The 19065-nt window shown below is 73.5% G+C and carries 1 protein-coding gene (running past one end of the window); it reads left to right on the top strand.

The window, feature by feature from the left end:
- Positions 1 to 19065 carry the 3' portion of a type I polyketide synthase gene (locus FHX78_RS00825; RefSeq protein WP_145865526.1) on the top strand. It extends 12978 nt beyond the left edge of the window, so only the last 19065 of its 32043 coding nucleotides appear in the window; its start codon lies beyond the left edge, outside the window; the stop codon is at positions 19063 to 19065.

The raw sequence follows: 19065 nt of genomic DNA, 5'->3' as shown, positions 1-19065 counted from the left end.
GCCGGCGACGAGGCCCACCTGATCCCGCTGCTGCGCAAGGACCGCGACGAGGAGACGGCGGCGCTGACCGCGCTCGCCCGACTGCACGTGGCCGGGGCCCGGGTGGACTGGGCCGCCTACCTCACCGGCACCGGTGCACGGGCCGGGACCGTCGACCTGCCGACCTACGCCTTCCAGCGGCAGCGCTACTGGCCCGCCGGTGCGCTGACCCGGGCCGGGGACGTGCGGTTCGCCGGGCTCGGAGCGGCCGAGCACCCGCTGCTGGGCGCAGCCGTCGAACTGGCCGGTACCGAGGGCTCGGAGGGGGTGGTGTTCACGGGACGGCTGTCGGTGCAGTCCCACCCGTGGCTGGCCGACCACGCGGTGCGGGGCTCGGTGCTTGTGCCGGGCACGGCCCTGCTGGAGCTGGCGATCCGCGCGGCCGACGAGGTCGGCTGCGACACGGTCGAGGAACTGACCCTCTCCGCGCCGCTGGTGCTGCCCGACCACGGCGGTACCCGCATCCAGGTGCGGATCGGCACACCCGACGTCGACGGCCGGTGCACCCTGGGCATACACGCGCGGGGTGAGGACGACGTCCAGGCCCCGTGGACCGTCCACGCCACCGGAATCCTGGCTCCTGCGGCTCCTGCGGCTCCTGCGGCTCCTGCGGCTTCTGCGGCTTCTGTGGCTCCCGAGGCTTCTGCGGCTTCCGGGAACGAGGTGCGGTCCGCCTTCGACGCGTCCGTGTGGCCCCCTAAGGACGCCCGCGCGGTCGATGTGACGGACTGCTACGAGCGCTTGGCCGACGCCGGGTTCGCCTACGGCCCCGCGTTCCGCGGCCTTCGTGCCGCATGGCACCGAGGCGACGAGCTGTTCGCCGAGGTCGCCCTCGACGAAGAAACGGACGGCAGCGCCTTCGGTCTCCACCCGGCCCTGTTCGACGCCGCCCTGCACGCCTTCGCGCTCGACGACGACGGCCGCGGGGGAGTGCCGTTCTCCTGGACCGGAGTGACACTGCACGCCTCCGGCGCCTCGGCCCTGCGCGTCAGGCTGACCCGGGACGCCGACGGCACCATGGCCCTGGAGCTGGCCGACCCGGCAGGCGCTCCCGTCGCCTCGGTGGACTCCCTGGTCGTCCGGCCCTTGGTGGCCGGACAGCTGAGCGCTACGGCCCACGCCTCCCTCTACCAGGTGGACTGGGTGCAGGCGCGGGGCACGCGCGCCGCCGAAGCGTCCTCCGCACCGGTCACGGTCTCGGGGGCGGCCGAACTCGAGGCGCTGGTTCAGGGCGAGGTGCCGGCAACGGTGCTGGCCACCGTGCCCGGCACCGCGGACGGTGTCGTCGGATCCGTGCACGATGCGGCCGTATGGGCGCTGGAGCTGGTGCGGTCGTGGCTGGCGAACGAGCGGTGCGCGCAGTCGCGTCTGGTGTTCGTGACGCGCGGCGCCACGGACGGCGGTGACCTGGCGGGTGCCGCAGTGTGGGGTCTGGTGAGGTCGGCTGTCTCGGAGCACCCGGGCCGGTTCGGTCTGCTGGACATCGAACCCGAAACCGGGCTTCCCGCCGAACTGCCGGGTGCGGCCCTGGCGGTGAACGAGGTCGAGGTCGCGGTGCGTGGTGGTGAGGTGTTGGTGCCTCGCCTGGCGCGCGTGTCCTCCGAGCGGGGCGCTTCGGCTGCGTCCGCCTGGGATGTGGCTGAGGGCACGGTTTTGGTGACGGGTGGTACGGGTGGTCTGGGTCGTGTGGTGGCCCGGCATCTGGTGGTTGAGCACGGTGTGCGTGATCTGTTGCTGGTGAGTCGTCGTGGTGCGGCTGCCGAGGGTGCTGAGGCTCTGGTCGGCGAGTTGTCCGGGCTGGGTGCGCGGGTGTCGGTGGAGGCCTGTGATGTGGCCGACGCGGCTGCGGTGGCGGGTCTGGTGGGCCGGTATCGGGTGCGGGCGGTGGTGCATACGGCGGGTGTGCTGGACGACGGTGTGGTGGAGTCGCTGACGGGGGAGAGGCTCGCACGGGTGCTGCGTCCGAAGGTGGATGCGGCCTGGCATCTGCATGAGGCGACCAAGGACTTCGATCTCACGGCGTTCGTGGTGTTCTCGTCGGTGGCGGGGACGTTCGGCAGTGCCGGTCAGTCGGCTTATGCGGCCGGTAACGCGTTCCTGGACGGTCTGGTGCGTCGGCGTCGTGCGCTGGGGTTGCCGGCGGTGTCGCTGGTGTGGGGTCCGTGGTCGCAGGACGCGGGCATGACCCGGACGCTGTCGGAGACCGACCGACGTCGCATCACCCGTGCCGGCCTCCCCCCGGTGACGGTGGAGCAGGGCGTCGCCCTGTTCGACGCCGCGATGGCCGCCGACGCGGCGGTCGTCCTCCCCGTGCGCCTCGACTTCCCGGCGCTCCGCGCGCAGGGAGAGATTCCGCCGCTGCTCAGCGGGCTGATCCGGACGTCCGCCCGCCGCGCGGCGGCCACGGGTTCCGTCGAGACCACCGGACTGGCCGAACGGTTGACCGTGCTCGGCGAGACCGAGCGCCACGAGGTGATGCTGGACCTGGTGCGCGGACACATCGCCCTCGTCCTCGGCCACTCGGGCGCACAGACGGTCAACCCCAACCGGGCCTTCCAGGACCTGGGCTTCGACTCCCTGACGGCGGTAGAGCTGCGGAACCGGCTGGGCAAGGCGACCGGACTGCGCCTGCCCGCCACCGTCGTCTTCGACTACCCGACGGCGGAACTCCTCGCCGACCACCTCCTCGACACCGTGCTCGGAACCGTGCGCGACGTGGTGGTGCCGGTCGGGTCGCTGCCGTCGGTGGCGGACGACCCGGTGGTCATCGTGGGGATGGCGTGCCGTTATCCGGGTGGTGTGTCCTCGCCGGAGGATCTGTGGCGGCTGGTGTCCGACGGCGTCGACGCGGTGTCGGACTTCCCGGCCGACCGCGGATGGGATGTCGAGTCCCTCTACAACCCGGACAAGAGTGTGTCCGGGACGTCGTACACGCGCTCGGGTGGCTTCCTGCACGACGCGGGTGCCTTCGACGCGGACTTCTTCGGGATGAGCCCGCGGGAGGCGGTGGCGACGGACGCGCAGCAGCGTCTGTTGCTGGAGACGACGTGGGAGGCGATCGAGCGGGCCGGGATGGACCCGGTGTCGCTGCGGGGCAGCCAGACCGGCGTCTTCGCCGGCGTCATGTACAGCGATTACGGAAGCATCCTCGCCGACGAGCAGTACGAGGGCTACCGCGGCAACGGCAGCGCGGGCAGCATCGCGTCGGGGCGTGTGTCGTACACGTTCGGGTTCGAGGGTCCGGCGGTGACGGTGGACACGGCGTGTTCGTCGTCGCTGGTGGCGTTGCACTGGGCGGCGCAGGCGCTGCGCTCGGGTGAGTGCTCGCTCGCCGTGGCCGGTGGTGTCACCGTCATGGCCACGCCCACCGCCTTCGTCGAGTTCTCCCGCCAGGGAGCCCTCTCCGCCGACGGCCGCTGCAAGGCCTTCTCCGACACCGCCGACGGAGCCGGCTGGTCCGAAGGCGCCGGTGTACTGGTGCTGGAGCGGTTGTCGGACGCGCGGCGCAATGGTCATCGGGTGCTGGCCGTGGTGCGGGGCAGTGCGGTGAACCAGGACGGTGCGTCGAACGGGTTGACGGCGCCGAACGGTCCGTCGCAGCAGCGGGTGATCCGTCAGGCGCTGGCCAGTGGTGGGCTGTCCACCGGTGACGTGGATGTCGTCGAGGCGCACGGTACGGGTACGACGCTGGGTGACCCGATCGAAGCGCAGGCGCTGATCGCCACCTACGGTCAGGAACGTCCCGAGGACCGGCCGTTGCGGCTGGGTTCGGTGAAGTCGAACCTGGGTCACACGCAGGCTGCCGCGGGTGTCGCGGGTGTCATCAAGATGGTGATGGCGATGCGGCACGGTGTGCTGCCGCGCACGCTGCACGTGGATGCGCCGTCGTCGCACGTCGATTGGTCGGCGGGTGCGGTGGAGTTGCTGACCGAGCCGGTGGAGTGGGCGCAGGGTTCGGGGCCGCGCCGTGCGGGTGTGTCGTCGTTCGGCATCAGCGGCACCAACGCGCACGTCATCCTCGAACAACCCGAATTCCCGGGCGAAAGCGTCTCGGCGGCAACCGACGCCGACGACACCGACACGGCCGTCCTGGTGCCGTGGGTCCTCTCCGGAAAGAGTGAGGCCGCGCTGCGTGCGCAGGCCGAGCGGCTGCGGGAGTTCGTGGCGGCGGACGGCTCGGAGGTCCGTGGCGTGGACCTCGGGTTCGCGCTGGCCACGCAGCGCTCCCTCTTCGACCACCGGGCCGTGGTGCTGGCGCAGGACAAGGCCACTGCACTGGAGGCGCTCGCTGCGGGTCTCCCGGACGCGGGTCTCGTGGACGGCGTGGCTGGAACCGGCCGCACGGCGTTCCTGTTCTCGGGGCAGGGTGCGCAGCGGCTCGGCATGGGGCGTGAACTGCACGCTCGTTTCCCGGTGTTCGCGGAGGCGTTCGACGCGGTGTGCGCGGGCCTGGACGAGCACCTTGACCGGCCGTTGCGTGAGGTCGTGTGGGGTGACGACGAGGACGCGCTGAACCGGACCGCCTATGCCCAGGCCGGGTTGTTCGCGGTTGAGGTGGCGTTGTTCCGGCTGGTGGAGTCGTGGGGTGTGCGGCCGGAGTTCGTGGCCGGGCATTCGATCGGTGAGGTCGCTGCCGCGCATGTGGCGGGTGTGTTCTCTCTCGCGGACGCGTGTGCGTTGGTGGCCGCTCGTGGCCGGCTGATGCAGGCGCTGCCGGCTGGTGGTGCGATGGTGGCGGTGGAGGCGTCGGAGGCGGAGGTGCTGCCGCACCTGACCGACGAGGTGTCGGTCGCGGCCGTCAACGGCCCCTCCTCGGTGGTGATTTCGGGCACCGAAGCGGCGGTCGAGGCCGTCGGCGGAGTGTTCCGTGAGCAGGGTCGTCGTACGACCCGGCTGCGGGTGTCGCACGCCTTCCACTCCCCGTTGATGGAACCGATGCTGGACGACTTCCGCACGGTCGCCGAGAACCTCTCCTACGCCGACCCGCTCCTGCCCGTCGTCTCCAACGTGACCGGCCGCGTTTCCGCGCCCGGCGAACTCACCACGCCCGCCTACTGGGTGACCCACGTCCGTGAGGCCGTGCGTTTCGACGACGGTGTCCGTGCGCTGGCCGCTCAGGGTGTCACCCGCTTCGTCGAGCTGGGCCCGGACGGTGTGCTGAGCGGCATGGCCCGCGAGAGCGCCGGTGACGACGCCCACCTGATCCCGCTGCTGCGCAAGGACCGCGGCGAGGAGTCGGCGGCGCTGACCGCGCTGGCCCGACTGCACGTGGCCGGGGCCCGGGTGGACTGGGCCGCGTACTTCGCCGGCACCGGCGCAAGCACCGTCGACCTGCCGACCTACGCCTTCCAGCGCCGTACGTACTGGCCGGAGAACAGCACGGTCACCGCGGCGGCCGACGCCCGCGCCGCCGGTCTGGACGCGTCCGATCACCCGTTGCTGGGTGCGGTGGTGGCGCTGCCGGACTCGGGTGGTGTGGTGCTGACGGGCAGGCTGTCGGTGGAGGCGCAGCCGTGGCTGGCCGATCACGTGGTCCTCGGCCGCACCCTGCTGCCCGGCACGGGGCTGGTGGAACTCGCCCTGAAGGCCGGCGAGGCCGTGGGCTGCGCGACGCTGGACGAACTGACGCTGGCCGCACCGCTGGTACTGCCCGAGCGGGGTGCCGTCCAGGTCCGTGTCGTGGTGGGACCGCAGGACGCCGCCCACCGCACGCTCGCCGTCTACTCCCGTCCGGAAGACGCCGAGGACGCCCTGTGGACCACTCATGCCTCCGGGTTCCTGGTGGAGGGTGTGGTGCCGGCGGAGTTCGATCTGGCGCAGTGGCCTCCGGTGGGTGCGGAGGTGGTGCCGGTTGAGGGTGCGTACGAGGTCTTCCGTGAGCGTGGTTACGGCTACGGCCCGGTGTTCCGGGGGCTGCGTGCGGTGTGGCGTCGGGGTGAGGAGTTGTTCGCGGAGGTCGCTCTGCCGCAGGAGTCGGTGGGTGAGGCCGGTGGGTTCGGTCTGCATCCGGCGTTGCTGGACGCGTCGATGCACGCGGCGATCCTGAACGACGGTGAGGGCGAGACGGTGATTCCGTTCGCCTGGAACAGTGTGCGTCTGCACGCGGTCGGCGCCTCCGCCGTCCGCGTCCGCATCGGCAAGCTGGACGGCCGTGCCGTCACCCTGTCCGTGGCCGACGTGACCGGTGCGCCTGTGATGTCGGTCGGGTCCATGGCGGGCCGGCCGGTGTCGGCGGACCAGCTCGGTACGGCGTCGGGTGACGCGGGCGCGCTGTACGGCATCGAGTGGGTCCCGGGGACTGCCGGTGCTGCCGGTGCGGCGTGGACGCCGTGGGAAGAGGTTGCGGAGGCCGAGGACGTGCCGGAGACGGTGGTCCTGGACTGCGGTGCCGATACCGGTGCCGATGGCGGTGTGGATGTGCCGGTGGGTGTGCGGTCGGTGGTGCACCGGGTGTTGGGTGTGGTGCAGGAGTGGCTGGCTGGTGAGCGGTTCGCGGGTTCGCGTCTGGTGGTGGTGACGCGGAATGCGGTGCCGGTGGGTTCGGCCGGTGATGTGGTGCAGGCTCCGGTGTGGGGTCTGGTGCGTGCGGCGCTGTCGGAGAACCCGGGCCGTTTCGCCCTGGCCGACGTCGACGGCGACGGCGGCACGGACACGGACGCGGATGTGGACGTGGCCGTGGCGGCCGTGGTCGCGGGTGAGCCGGAGGTGGCCGTACGGGACGGTGCGGTGCTGGTGCCGCGTCTGACCCGCCTGCCCTCGCCCGCACCGCAGGACGTGCCCGCGCTGGACGCCCCGGGCGCGGTGCTGATCACGGGCGGTACCGGTGGTCTGGGTGCGGTGGTCGCCCGGTACCTGGTGGCGGAGCGCGGGGTGCGGGACCTGGTCCTGACGTCCCGGCGCGGGCCCGACGCCCCCGGTGCCACCGAACTCGCCGAAGAGCTACAGGGGAGGGGAGCCCGCGTCGACATCGTCGCCTGTGACGTGTCGGACCGGGAAGCGGTTCGAGCCCTGGTCACGTCACTCGCGACGGACCGTGGTCTGCTGGCGGTCGTCCATGCTGCCGGTGTGGGTGACAACGGGCTGGTGGGTGCGTTGTCGCCGGAGCGGGTGGACGGTGTGCTCGCTCCGAAGGCGGACGCGGCGTGGTGGCTGCACGAGGCCACCCGTGGTCTGGATCTGGCCGCGTTCGTGTTGTTCTCGTCGGCCGGTGGTCTGGTGCTGACGGCCGGTCAGGGCAACTATGCCGCGGCGAATGTGTTCCTGGACGCGTTGGCGGCGCGTCGGCGGGCGGAGGGTCTGCCGGCGACGTCGATGGCGTACGGGTTCTGGGACGTCGGCGCGGGCCTCGGCCAGTACCTGAGCGAGGTGGACCGGCGCCGGATGGCGTCGCAGGGTCTGCCGGTGCTCTCCCACGACGCCGGGCTGGAGCTGTTCGCGGCCGGACTGGACCACGGCGAGGCCACCGTCGTCCCGCTGCGGGTCGACACCGCCGCCCTACGCACCCGCACCGACGAGATCCCCGCCCTCCTCCGGGCCCTCGCGCCGGCGACACGACGGCACGCGGCCCCCGCCGCGAACACCGTCACCCCGGCCGGCGGTCTCGCGGACCGGCTGGCCGGGCTGACCCCCGGTGAGCGGCACCGCACCGTCCTGCAACTGGTGCGCTCGCAGGTGGCGGCGGTGCTGGGACACGGTTCGGCCGAGGCGATCGGACCCGACCGTGCCTTCCAGGAACTGGGCTTCGACTCGCTCGCCGCGACCGAACTGCGCAACCAGCTCAACAGTCTCACCGGCCTCAGGCTCCCCGCCACCCTCGTCTTCGACCACCCCAACGCCCTCGCCGTCACCGAACACATCGAGGAGAAGCTCGCGGGCCTGGGCACCAGGTCCACCGCCTCCGGCCGAACGGATGCGAGCGTGCGGCTCGCCGCCAACGAGCCGATCGCCATCATCGGCATGGCCTGCCGCTACCCGGGCGGAGTGGCCTCGCCCGAGGACCTGTGGCGCCTGGTCGCCGACGGCGTCGACACCGTCTCCGACATGCCGGACGACCGCGGCTGGGACCTGGAGGGCCTGTACGACCCGGAGCCCGGCGCGGACGGCAAGAGTTACACCCGCCGGGGCAGCTTCCTCTACGACGCCGCCCAGTTCGACCCCGGATTCTTCGGCATCTCGCCGCGCGAGGCCCTCTACATGGACCCGCAGCAGCGACTGCTCCTGGAGACGTCCTGGGAGGCTCTGGAGCGGGCGGGCATCGACCCGGCCTCGCTCAGGGGCAGCCGCACCGGTGTGTTCGCCGGAGTGATGTACCACGACTACGCCCTCAACGTGTCGCCCTCCGGCACGGCAGGAGGCAGCGTGGTGTCCGGCCGGCTGTCGTACACGTACGGCTGGGAAGGCCCGGCCGTCACCGTCGACACCGCCTGTTCGTCCTCCCTCGTGGCCCTGCACCTCGCGGTCCAGGCGTTGCGCTCGGGCGAGTGCTCGCTGGCGGTGGCCGGCGGTGCCACGGTGATGTCGACGCCGGGCATGTTCGTCGAGTTCAGCCGGCAGCGCGGCCTGTCCGTGGACGGCCGCTGCAAGGCGTTCGCGGGGGCGGCCGACGGCGTCGGCTGGTCCGAGGGCGTGGGCCTCCTCCTCGTCGAGCGCCTCTCCGACGCCGTACGCAACGGGCACCGCGTCCTCGCGGTCGTCCGGGGCACCGCCGTCAACCAGGACGGCGCCTCCAACGGCTTCACCGCCCCCAACGGCCCCTCCCAGCAGCGCGTCATCCGGCAGGCGCTCGAGGCAGCCGGCGTGGCCGCATCCGAGGTCGACGTCGTCGAGGCGCACGGCACGGGCACGACGCTGGGCGACCCGATCGAGGCCCAGGCCCTGCTGGCCACCTACGGCCAGGACCGACCCGCCGACCGGCCACTGCTCCTCGGTTCCATCAAGTCGAACATCGGTCACGCCCAGGCCGCCGCCGGAGTCGCCGGCGTCATCAAGATGGTGATGGCCATGGAGCACGGAGCGGTGCCGCGCACGCTGCACGTCGACCGGCCCTCGCCGCACGTCGACTGGACCGAGGGCAACGCGGAACTGGTCGTCGAGGCACGGCCGTGGCCGGACGCCGCACACCCGCGCCGTGCGAGTGTCTCCGCGTTCGGGCTCAGCGGCACCAACGCGCACGTCGTCCTGGAACAGGCCCCCGCGCCCGCCCCGGCCGCCGGGACGCGACCGGCGGAGGACGGCGACCGCACCACACGCCCGGCGCCCCCGCTGCCGTGGACCGTGTCCGCCGCGAGCCCCGAGGCGCTGCGCGCCCAGGCCGGACGGCTGCTGTCTCACCTCACGGACCGCCCCGACCAGGACCCGCTGGACACGGCCTACGCACTGGCCACCTCCCGCACCGTGCTGGAGTCCCGCGCCGTCGTACTCGGTGCCGGCCGTGCCGACCTGCTCGACGGACTCCGGGCGCTCGCCCGCGGCGACTCGACCCCGGCCGTCCTCCACGGCACCGCGCGGGACGGCGGCTCGACCGCCTTCCTGTTCTCGGGTCAGGGTTCGCAGCGGCTCGGTATGGGCCGTGAACTGCACGCCCGTTTCCCGGTGTTCGCGGAGGCGTTCGACGCGGTGTGCGCGGGTTTGGACGAGCACCTGGACCGGCCGTTGCGCGACGTGGTCTGGGGTGACGACGAGGACGCGCTGAACCGGACCGCCTATGCGCAGGCCGGGCTGTTCGCCCTGGAAGTGGCGCTGTACCGCCTGCTCGACGCCTGGGGCGTGCGCCCCGACTACGTCGCCGGACACTCGATCGGCGAGATCACCGCCGCGCACGTGGCGGGTGTCTTCTCCCTCGCGGACGCGTGTGCGCTGGTGGCCGCTCGTGGCCGGCTGATGCAGGCGCTGCCGGCTGGTGGTGCGATGGTGGCCGTCGAGGCGTCGGAGGCCGAGGTGCTGCCGCACCTGACCGACGAGGTGTCGGTCGCGGCCGTCAACGGCCCCTCCTCGGTGGTGATTTCGGGCACCGAAGCGGCGGTCGAGGCCGTCGCCGGAGTGTTCCGCGAACAGGGTCGTCGTACGTCCCGGCTGCGGGTGTCGCACGCGTTCCACTCCCCGCTGATGGAACCGATGCTGGACGACTTCCGCACGGTTGCCGAGAACCTCTCCTACGCCGACCCGCTCCTGCCCGTCGTCTCCAACGTGACCGGCCGCATTTCCGCGCCCGGCGAACTCACCACGCCCGCCTACTGGGTCACCCACGTCCGTGAGGCCGTACGCTTCGCCGACGGAGTCCAGGCACTGCGTGCCGCCGGGGTGGGCCGCTACGTCGAGGTCGGACCCGAAGCGGTGCTGACCGGCATGGCCCGCACCTGCCTCGACGACACCGGCGTCCTGCTGGTGCCGACCGCCCGCAAGGGCCGGGACGAGGCCGACGCCCTGCTCACCGCCCTCGGCCGCCTGCACAGCGACGGCGCCTTCGTCGACTGGGCCGCGTACTTCGCCGGCACCGGCGCACGCACCGTCGATCTGCCGACCTACGCCTTCCAGCGGCAGCGCTACTGGCTGCACGCCACGGACGGCGCCACCGGGGTACCCGCCGGCGCCGGTCTGGACGCGTCCGATCACCCGTTGCTGGGTGCGGTGGTGGCGCTGCCGGACTCGGGTGGTGTGGTGCTGACGGGCAGGCTGTCGGTGGAAGCGCAGCCGTGGCTGGCCGATCACGTCGTCCTGGGCCGCACGCTGCTGCCCGGCGCCGTACTGGTCGAACTGTCCCTGACGGCGGGCGAGGCCGTGGGCTTCAGGACCCTGGAGGAACTGGCCCTGGCCGCACCGCTGGTGCTGCCCGAACACGGCGGCGTCCAGCTGCGCGTGGTGGTCGGCCCCGAGAACGGCGGACGCCGTACGGTCGCCGTCTACTCACGCCCCGAGGACACCCCGCAGGACTGGTCCACTCATGCCTCCGGGTTCCTGGTGGAGGGTGTGGTGCCGGCGGAGTTTGATCTGGCGCAGTGGCCTCCGGTGGGTGCGGAGGTGGTGCCGGTTGAGGGTGCGTACGAGGTCTTCCGTGAGCGTGGTTACGGCTACGGTCCGGTGTTCCGTGGGTTGCGTGCGGTGTGGCGTCGGGGTGAGGAGTTGTTCGCGGAGGTCGCTCTGCCGCAGGAGTCGGTGGGTGAGGCGGGTGGGTTCGGTCTGCATCCGGCGTTGCTGGACGCGTCGATGCATGCGGCGATCCTGAACGACGGTGAGGGTGAGACGGTGATTCCGTTCGCCTGGAACAGTGTGCGTCTGCACGCGGTCGGCGCCTCCGCCGTCCGCGTCCGCATCGACAGGTCCGACGACGGCGGCATGCGCATCGCGGTCGCCGATGTGTCGGGTGCGCCTGTGATGTCGGTCGGGTCCATGGTGGGCCGGCCGGTGTCGGCGGACCAGCTGGGCACGGCGTCCGGTGACGCGGGCGCGCTGTACGGCATCGAATGGGTGCCGGGACCCTCCGCCGCACCTGCCGCGGAATGGGCACCGTGGGAGGCACTGCCGGCGGACGGCGATATCCCGGGCACGGTGGTCCTGGACTGCGGTGCCGGTGCCGATACCGGTGCCGATGGCGGTGTGGATGTGCCGGTGGGTGTGCGGTCGGTGGTGCACCGGGTGTTGGGTGTGGTGCAGGAGTGGTTGGCTGGTGAGCGGTTCGCGGGTTCGCGTCTGGTGGTGGTGACGCGGGGTGCGGTGCCGGTGGGTTCGGCCGGTGATGTGGTGCAGGCTCCGGTGTGGGGTCTGGTGCGTGCGGCGCTGTCGGAGAACCCGGGCCGTTTCGCCCTGGCCGACGTCGACGGCGACGGCGGCACGGACACGGACACGGATGTGGACACGGATGTGGACGCGGCGGTAGCGGCCGTGGTCGCGGGTGAGCCGGAGGTGGCCGTACGGGGCGGTGCGGTGCTGGTGCCGCGTCTGACCCGCCTGCCCTCGCCCGCACCGCAGGACGTGCCCGCGCCCGATGACGAGCCGGAAGCGCACCGCCCGGTCGCCGCACTGGACGGCACCGGCGCGGTGCTGATCACCGGCGGTACCGGTGGTCTGGGTGCGGTGGTCGCCCGGTACCTGGTGGCGGAGCGCGGGGTGCGGGACCTGGTTCTGACGTCCCGGCGCGGGCCCGACGCCCCCGGCGCCACGGAACTCGCCGACGAACTCACCGCGCTCGGCGCGCGGGTCGAGGTCCTCGCCTGTGACGTGTCCGACCGGGACACGGTGACCCGGCTCGTCGGCTCCCTGGCCTCGGACCGTGGTCTGCTGGCGGTCGTCCATGCTGCCGGTGTGGGTGACAACGGGCTGGTGGGTGCGTTGTCGCCGGAGCGGGTGGACGGTGTGCTCGCTCCGAAGGCGGACGCGGCGTGGTGGCTGCACGAGGCCACCCGTGGTCTGGATCTGGCCGCGTTCGTGTTGTTCTCGTCGGCCGGTGGTCTGGTGCTGACGGCCGGTCAGGGCAACTACGCGGCGGCGAATGTGTTCCTGGACACGTTGGCGGCGCGTCGGCGGGCGGAGGGTCTGCCGGCGACGTCGATGGCGTACGGGTTCTGGGACGTCGGCGCGGGCCTCGGCCAGTACCTGAGCGAGGTGGACCGTCGGCGGATGGCGTCGCAGGGTCTGCCGGTGCTCTCCCACGACGCCGGGCTGGAGCTGTTCGCGGCCGGACTGGACCACGGCGAGGCCACCGTCGTTCCGCTGCGGGTCGACACCGCCGCCCTGCGCACCCGCACCGACGAAGTCCCCGCCCTCCTCCGAGCCCTCGCCCCGACCGTGCGCCGCGCCGCCGCCGCGGGGACCGCCGGCCCGGCGGGGGAGGAGGCCCCCGCCCAGCGGCTGGCCGCCCTCCCGGCCGCCGAACGGCACCGCACCGTGCTGCGGTTGGTGCGTTCGCAGGTGGCGGCGGTGCTGGGACACGGTTCGGCCGAGGCGATCGGACCCGACCGTGCCTTCCAGGAGCTGGGCTTCGACTCGCTCGCCGCGACCGAACTGCGCAACCAGCTCAACAGTCTCACCGGCCTCAGGCTCCCCGCCACCCTGGTCTTCGACCACCCCAACGCCCTCGCCGTCACCGAGTTCGTGGAGGCCGAACTGGCCGCCGCCTACCCGGAGTCGGGCGACGAGGCGGACGGCGACGCCGGAGAGGACGGCGTCCGCCGCGCGCTCCGGTCGATCCCGACCCGGCGGCTGCGGGACGCGGGCCTGATGGACGTCCTCCTCGAACTCGCCGACGACGACGGCGGTGTGTCGGCGCACGCGGAGGCTCTCGCGGACCAGGAGGAGCAGGACACCGACCTGTACGACGGACCGGACGGAGCCGTCGACACCGGCCCGGCCGCCCAGGACGTCCCACTCACCGAGGCTTCCGGCGTTCCCGGAACTTCCGGGAACTCCGCGACCCCCGACGCCCTGCGCGCCGCACGCGCGGAGACCGCGCGGCTGCGCCGGGACAACAGGCGGCTCACCGCCGCCCAGCACGAGCCGATCGCGATCGTCGGCATGGCCTGCCGCTACCCGGGCGGAGTGACCTCGCCCGAGGACCTGTGGCGGCTGGTCACGGACGGCGCGGACGCCATCACGCCGTTCCCCGAGGACCGGGGATGGGACCTGTCGATGCTGCGTGACCCGGAGGCCAAGCACCCCGACGGCTACTACGCACGCGAGGGCGGCTTCCTCGACGGGGCGGCCGACTTCGACCCCGGGTTCTTCGGCATCTCGCCCCGCGAGGCCCTCGCGATGGACCCGCAGCAGCGGCTCGCGCTGGAACTGTCCTGGGAGGCGCTGGAGCGCGCGGGCATCGACCCCGGCTCGCTCAAGGGCAGCCGCACCGGTGTCTTCGCCGGCGTGATGTACCACGACTACCCCGGCAGCGACGGCAACGGCAGCGTCGTCACCGGCCGCATCTCCTACAAGCTCGGCCTGGAGGGCCCGGCGGTCTCCGTCGACACCGCCTGCTCGTCCTCCCTGGTCGCGCTGCACCTCGCGGTGCAGGCGCTGCGGCAGGGCGACTGCTCGCTCGCCGTCACCGGCGGTGTCACCGTGCTCGCCACGCCCGGTGTGTTCGTCGAGTTCGGCCGACAGGGCGGGCTCGCGCCCGACGGACGGTGCAAGTCGTTCGCCGCGGCGGCCGACGGCACCGGCTTCTCCGAAGGCGCGGGCTTCCTGGTGGTCGAGCGGCTGTCCGACGCACTGCGCAACGGGCACGAGGTGCTGGCCGTGGTCCGGGGCTCCGCCGTCAACCAGGACGGCGCCAGCAACGGACTCACCGCCCCCAACGGTCCCTCCCAGCGCCGCGTGATCCGGCAGGCCCTCGCCAACGCGCGGCTCGCCGCCGACCAGATCGACGCGGTCGAGGCGCACGGCACGGGCACCACGCTCGGCGACCCGATCGAGGCCCAGGCGCTGCTCGCCACCTACGGCCAGGACCGGCCCGAGGAACGCCCCCTGTGGCTCGGCTCGGTGAAGTCCAACATCGGCCACACGCAGGCCGCCGCCGGCGTCGCGGGCGTCATCAAAATGGTGATGGCGATGCGGCACGGTGTGCTGCCCGCCACCCTCAACGTGGACGCGCCCAGCGACCAGGTCGACTGGACCACCGGCTCCGTCGCGCTGCTGACCGAGCAGCGGGAATGGGCCGGCACCGGCCGCCCGCGCCGCGCCGGTGTCTCCTCCTTCGGCATCAGCGGCACCAACGCCCACGTCATCGTCGAGCAGGCACCCGCCGCCGCGCCCACCGCCCCCGCCGTCCCCGGTGCGGCGGACGACGACGCGAGGCCGGCGCCCGCCGCGGTCGTACCGTGGCTGCTGTCGGCGCGCGACCAGGACGCTCTGCGCGCCCAGGCCGGACGCCTGCTGGCACACGTCCAGGAGGCCGGGACGGCCGGTGCGGACGCGCCGCGCCCGCTCGACGTCGCCTACTCGCTGGCGACCACCCGAGCGGCGTTCGAACACCGCGTCGCGGTCGTCGGCGCGGACCGCGACGGACTGCTGGCCGCCCTGGGCGCGGTCGCACGCGGCGAGGAGCCGGCCACCACGGCCCGCGAGGGACTGCTCGCCGTCCTCTTCCCGGGCCAGGGCTCGCAGCGGCTCGGCATGGGACGCGACCTGTACGAGCGCTTCCCGGTGTTCGCCGAGGCCTTCGACGCGGCCTGCGCCGGGCTGGACGAGCACCTGGAACGGCCCCTGCGCGAGGTCGTCTGGGGCGACGACGAGGACGCCCTGAACGCCACCGCCTACACCCAGGCCGCCCTCTTCGCCCTCGGAACGGCGCTGTACCGGCTCGCCGAGTCGTTCGGCGTCGTCCCCGAATACGTGGCGGGACACTCCATCGGGGAGATCACCGCGGCCCACGTCGCCGGGGTCTTCACCCTGGAGGAAGCCTGCGCGCTGGTCGCCGCCCGCGGCAGCCTCATGCAGGCGCTGCCCGCCGGCGGTGCCATGGCGGCGGTCCAGGCCACCGAGGCTGAGGTGCTGCCCCACCTCACCGACGGCGTCGGCATCGCGGCCGTCAACGGCCCGGCCTCCGTCGTGGTGTCGGGCTCCGGGCCGGACGTCGAGAAGGTGACCGCGGTCTTCCGCGAACAGGGCCGCCGCACCACCGCCCTGCGGGTGTCGCACGCCTTCCACTCGCCGCTGATGGAACCGATGCTGGAGGACTTCCGCGCCGTGCTGGAGCGGCTGTCGCCCCAACCGCCCGCCCTGCCCGTGGTCTCCAACCTCACCGGCGCCCTCGCCACCGCGGAAGAACTCTGCTCCGCCGACTACTGGGTACGGCACGTCCGCGAGGCCGTCCGCTTCTCCGACGGGGTGAACACCCTGCACGAACAGGGCGTCACCAGGTTCCTGGAACTCGGACCCGACGGCGTCGCCTGCGCCATGGCCCGCGAGACCCTGCCCGACACCGCCGTGACCGTCACCGCCCAGCGGCGCACCACCCCCGGCGAGACCGCCCTCGTCGACGCCCTCGCCCGGCTCCACGGACACGGCGTGCCCGTCGACTGGGCCCGGTTCTTCGCCGGCCTGGGCGCCCGCCGGGTCGCCCTGCCCACGTACGCCTTCCAGCGGCGCCGCTTCTGGCCCACCGAGATGCACCTGGGCGCCGGTGCGGAAGCCGCCGGACTGACGACCGCGGACCATCCGCTGCTCGGCGGGGCCGTGGAACTCGCCGGAACCGACGGTCACCTGTTCACCGGACGGCTGTCGGTCGGCACCCACGGCTGGCTCGCCGACCACGTCGTCATGGGCGCCGTCCTCGTGCCCGGCACCGCCCTGCTGGAGCTGGCCGTGCACGCCGGCACCTCCCTGGGCTGCGAGCTGGTGGAGGAACTCACCCTCGCCGCACCGCTGGTCCTGCCCGCCCGCGGCACGGTCCAACTCCAGGTCGGCGTCGGCGCCCCCGACGACACGGGCCGCCGCCCGCTCGGCATCCACTCCCGGCCCGCCGACGACCCCGCCGCCACCTGGACGACCCACGCCGAGGGCGTCCTCGCGACCGGTCCCGCGGCCTCGGCCGCCACGGACTTCGACGCGTCCGTCTGGCCGCCCGAGAAGGCCGAACCGCTCGACACGGACGGCCTGTACGAGCGCTTCGAGGACGCCGGCTTCGTCTACGGACCGGTGTTCCGGGGACTGCGGACCGCCTGGCGGCGCGACGGCGAGGTGTTCGCCGAGGTCGCCCTGCCCGACGGCACCGACGGCGGCGCGTACGGCCTGCACCCGGCGCTGTTCGACGCCGCCCTGCACGCCACCGCGCTGGCCGGCACGGCCGCCGACGGTGACACGCCGCAGGACGGCGAGGCACCGCAGGACGGCGACGCACCGCGGGGCGGCGGGACGTCACAGGGCGGCGGGGTTCCGTTCGCCTGGAACGGCGTGTCCCTGCACGCCGTCGGCGCGTCCACCGTCCGCATCCGGCTCTCCCGGGCCGACGACGGCACCCTCGCGATCGCCGTCGCCGACACCGCCGGCGCGCCCGTGGCCACCGTCGACTCCCTGGTCACCCGCCCCATCTCGGCGGAGCAGCTCGGGGCCGGGACGGATGCCGAACGGGACTCCCTGTTCGCCCTGGACTGGATCCCGGCACCGGAGCAGCAAGCCACGACGGCTGCGAACGCCGCCGGCACCGAGCCGGTACGGGTCGCCCTGATCGGCGGCCCGGACGACGGCGCCCTCGACGCGGCCGTCCGCGCCGCCGGAGCCGCCGCCGACCGGTACGCGGACCTGACGGCACTGGCCGACACGGCGGCCGACGGCCCGGTACCGCCGGTCGTCCTCCTGCCCGTCCACACCGGGACCGGAGCGGCCGGCCCCGCCCCGGCCGACATGGCGGGCGCCGCGCACACCGCGACCACCCGGGTCCTCGGGACGCTCGGCACCTGGCTCGCCGACGAGAGGTTCACCGCCTCCCGCCTGGTCGTCGTCACCCGGGGCGCGACCGACGGCACCGACCCGGCCGCCGCCGCCGTGTGGGGCCTCATCCGCGCGGCCCAGGCGGAACACCCCGGCCGGTTCACCCTGCTCGACCTGGAGGACGCCGACGCGGGCACGGACCTCCCGCCCGCCGTCCTCGCCCCCGCCTCCGACGAGCCGCAGCTCGCCGTCCGCGAGCGCCGGGTGCTGGTGCCCCGGCTGGTGCGGGCCACCACGCCCGCGGAGCGGGGCACGGCCGGCTGGGACGCCGGGGGAACCGTCCTCGTCACCGGAGGGACCGGCGGCCTCGGCGCCGCCGTCGCCCGCCACCTGGTGACCGAGCACGGTGCGCGGAGCCTGCTGCTGGTGAGCCGGAGCGGCCCCGCCGCCGACGGCGCCGCCGAACTCGCCGCAGCGCTCGAGGCGGAGGGAGCCCGTGTCACTGTCGCCGCCTGCGACGTGACCGACCGCGCCGCGGTCGACCGCCTGCTCGCCGAGGTGCCCGCCGACCGGCCGCTGCGCGCCGTGATCCACGCGGCGGGCGTCCTGGACGACGGCATGATCGACACCCTCACGCCCGAACGGCTCGCCGCCGTCCTGCGGCCCAAGGCGGACGCCGCCTGGCACCTGCACGAGGCCACCCGCGGCCTGCCGCTCGACGCCTTCGTGCTGTTCTCCTCCGTCGCCGGCACACTCGGCAACGCCGGCCAGGCCAACTACGCGGCCGGGAACGCCTTCCTGGACGCCCTCGCCCGGCACCGCCGCTCCCAGGGCCTGCCCGCCCTGTCCCTCGGCTGGGGTCCCTGGACCCGCGGCAGCGGCATGACCGGCGAACTCGGCGAGGCGGACATCGCCCGGATGACCAGGGCGGGCATGCCGCCGATGGAGCCGGAGCAGGGTCTTGCCCTGTTCGACGTCCTCCGCACCGCCGACGCCGACGCCGGGGCCGCGGTCCTGCCCGTACGACTGGACCTGGGGGCCCTGCGGTCCCTCGGCGAGATCCCGCCGCTGTTCCGCTCGCTGATCCGGGTGGCGTCCCGCCGCGCGGCCCCGGCGGCGGGAGCGGAGGCCGCCGCGGCGGACCTCACCCAGCGGCTGTCCGGACTCACGCCGGCGGAAGGCCGCGAGGCACTGCTGGAACTGGTGCGGGGTCAGATCGCCACCGTCCTCGGTCACGGGGACCTGGCCGACGTCGAACCGACCCGTCCCTTCCAGGACCTCGGCTTCGACTCGCTGACCTCCGTCGAACTGCGCAACCGGCTCGGCGCGCTCACCGGCACCCGCCTCCCCGCCACCCTCCTGTTCGACTACCCCACGCCCGGCGAACTCGTCGCCCACCTGTACGCGCGCGTCGCACCGGCACCGGCCGACGGGCCGGAGGCGGTCCTGGCCGAACTGGACCGGCTGGAGAAGAGCATCACGGGCATCGAAGTGGGTGCCGACCTCTTCGAACAGGTCGCGGGCCGACTGGAGGTGCTGCGCAGCAAGTGGCAGTCGCTGCGCACGGAGGCGTCCGCCGCGTCCACGGAGAAGGACGACGCGTTCGACTTCGACTCGGCCACGGACGAGGAGGTCTTCGACATGCTCGACAACGAACTCGGCCTCTCGTAG

The organism is Streptomyces capillispiralis (assembly GCF_007829875.1).
GTDB classification, from domain to species: domain Bacteria; phylum Actinomycetota; class Actinomycetes; order Streptomycetales; family Streptomycetaceae; genus Streptomyces; species Streptomyces capillispiralis.
This window is presented reverse-complemented; position numbering and strand designations above follow the sequence as displayed.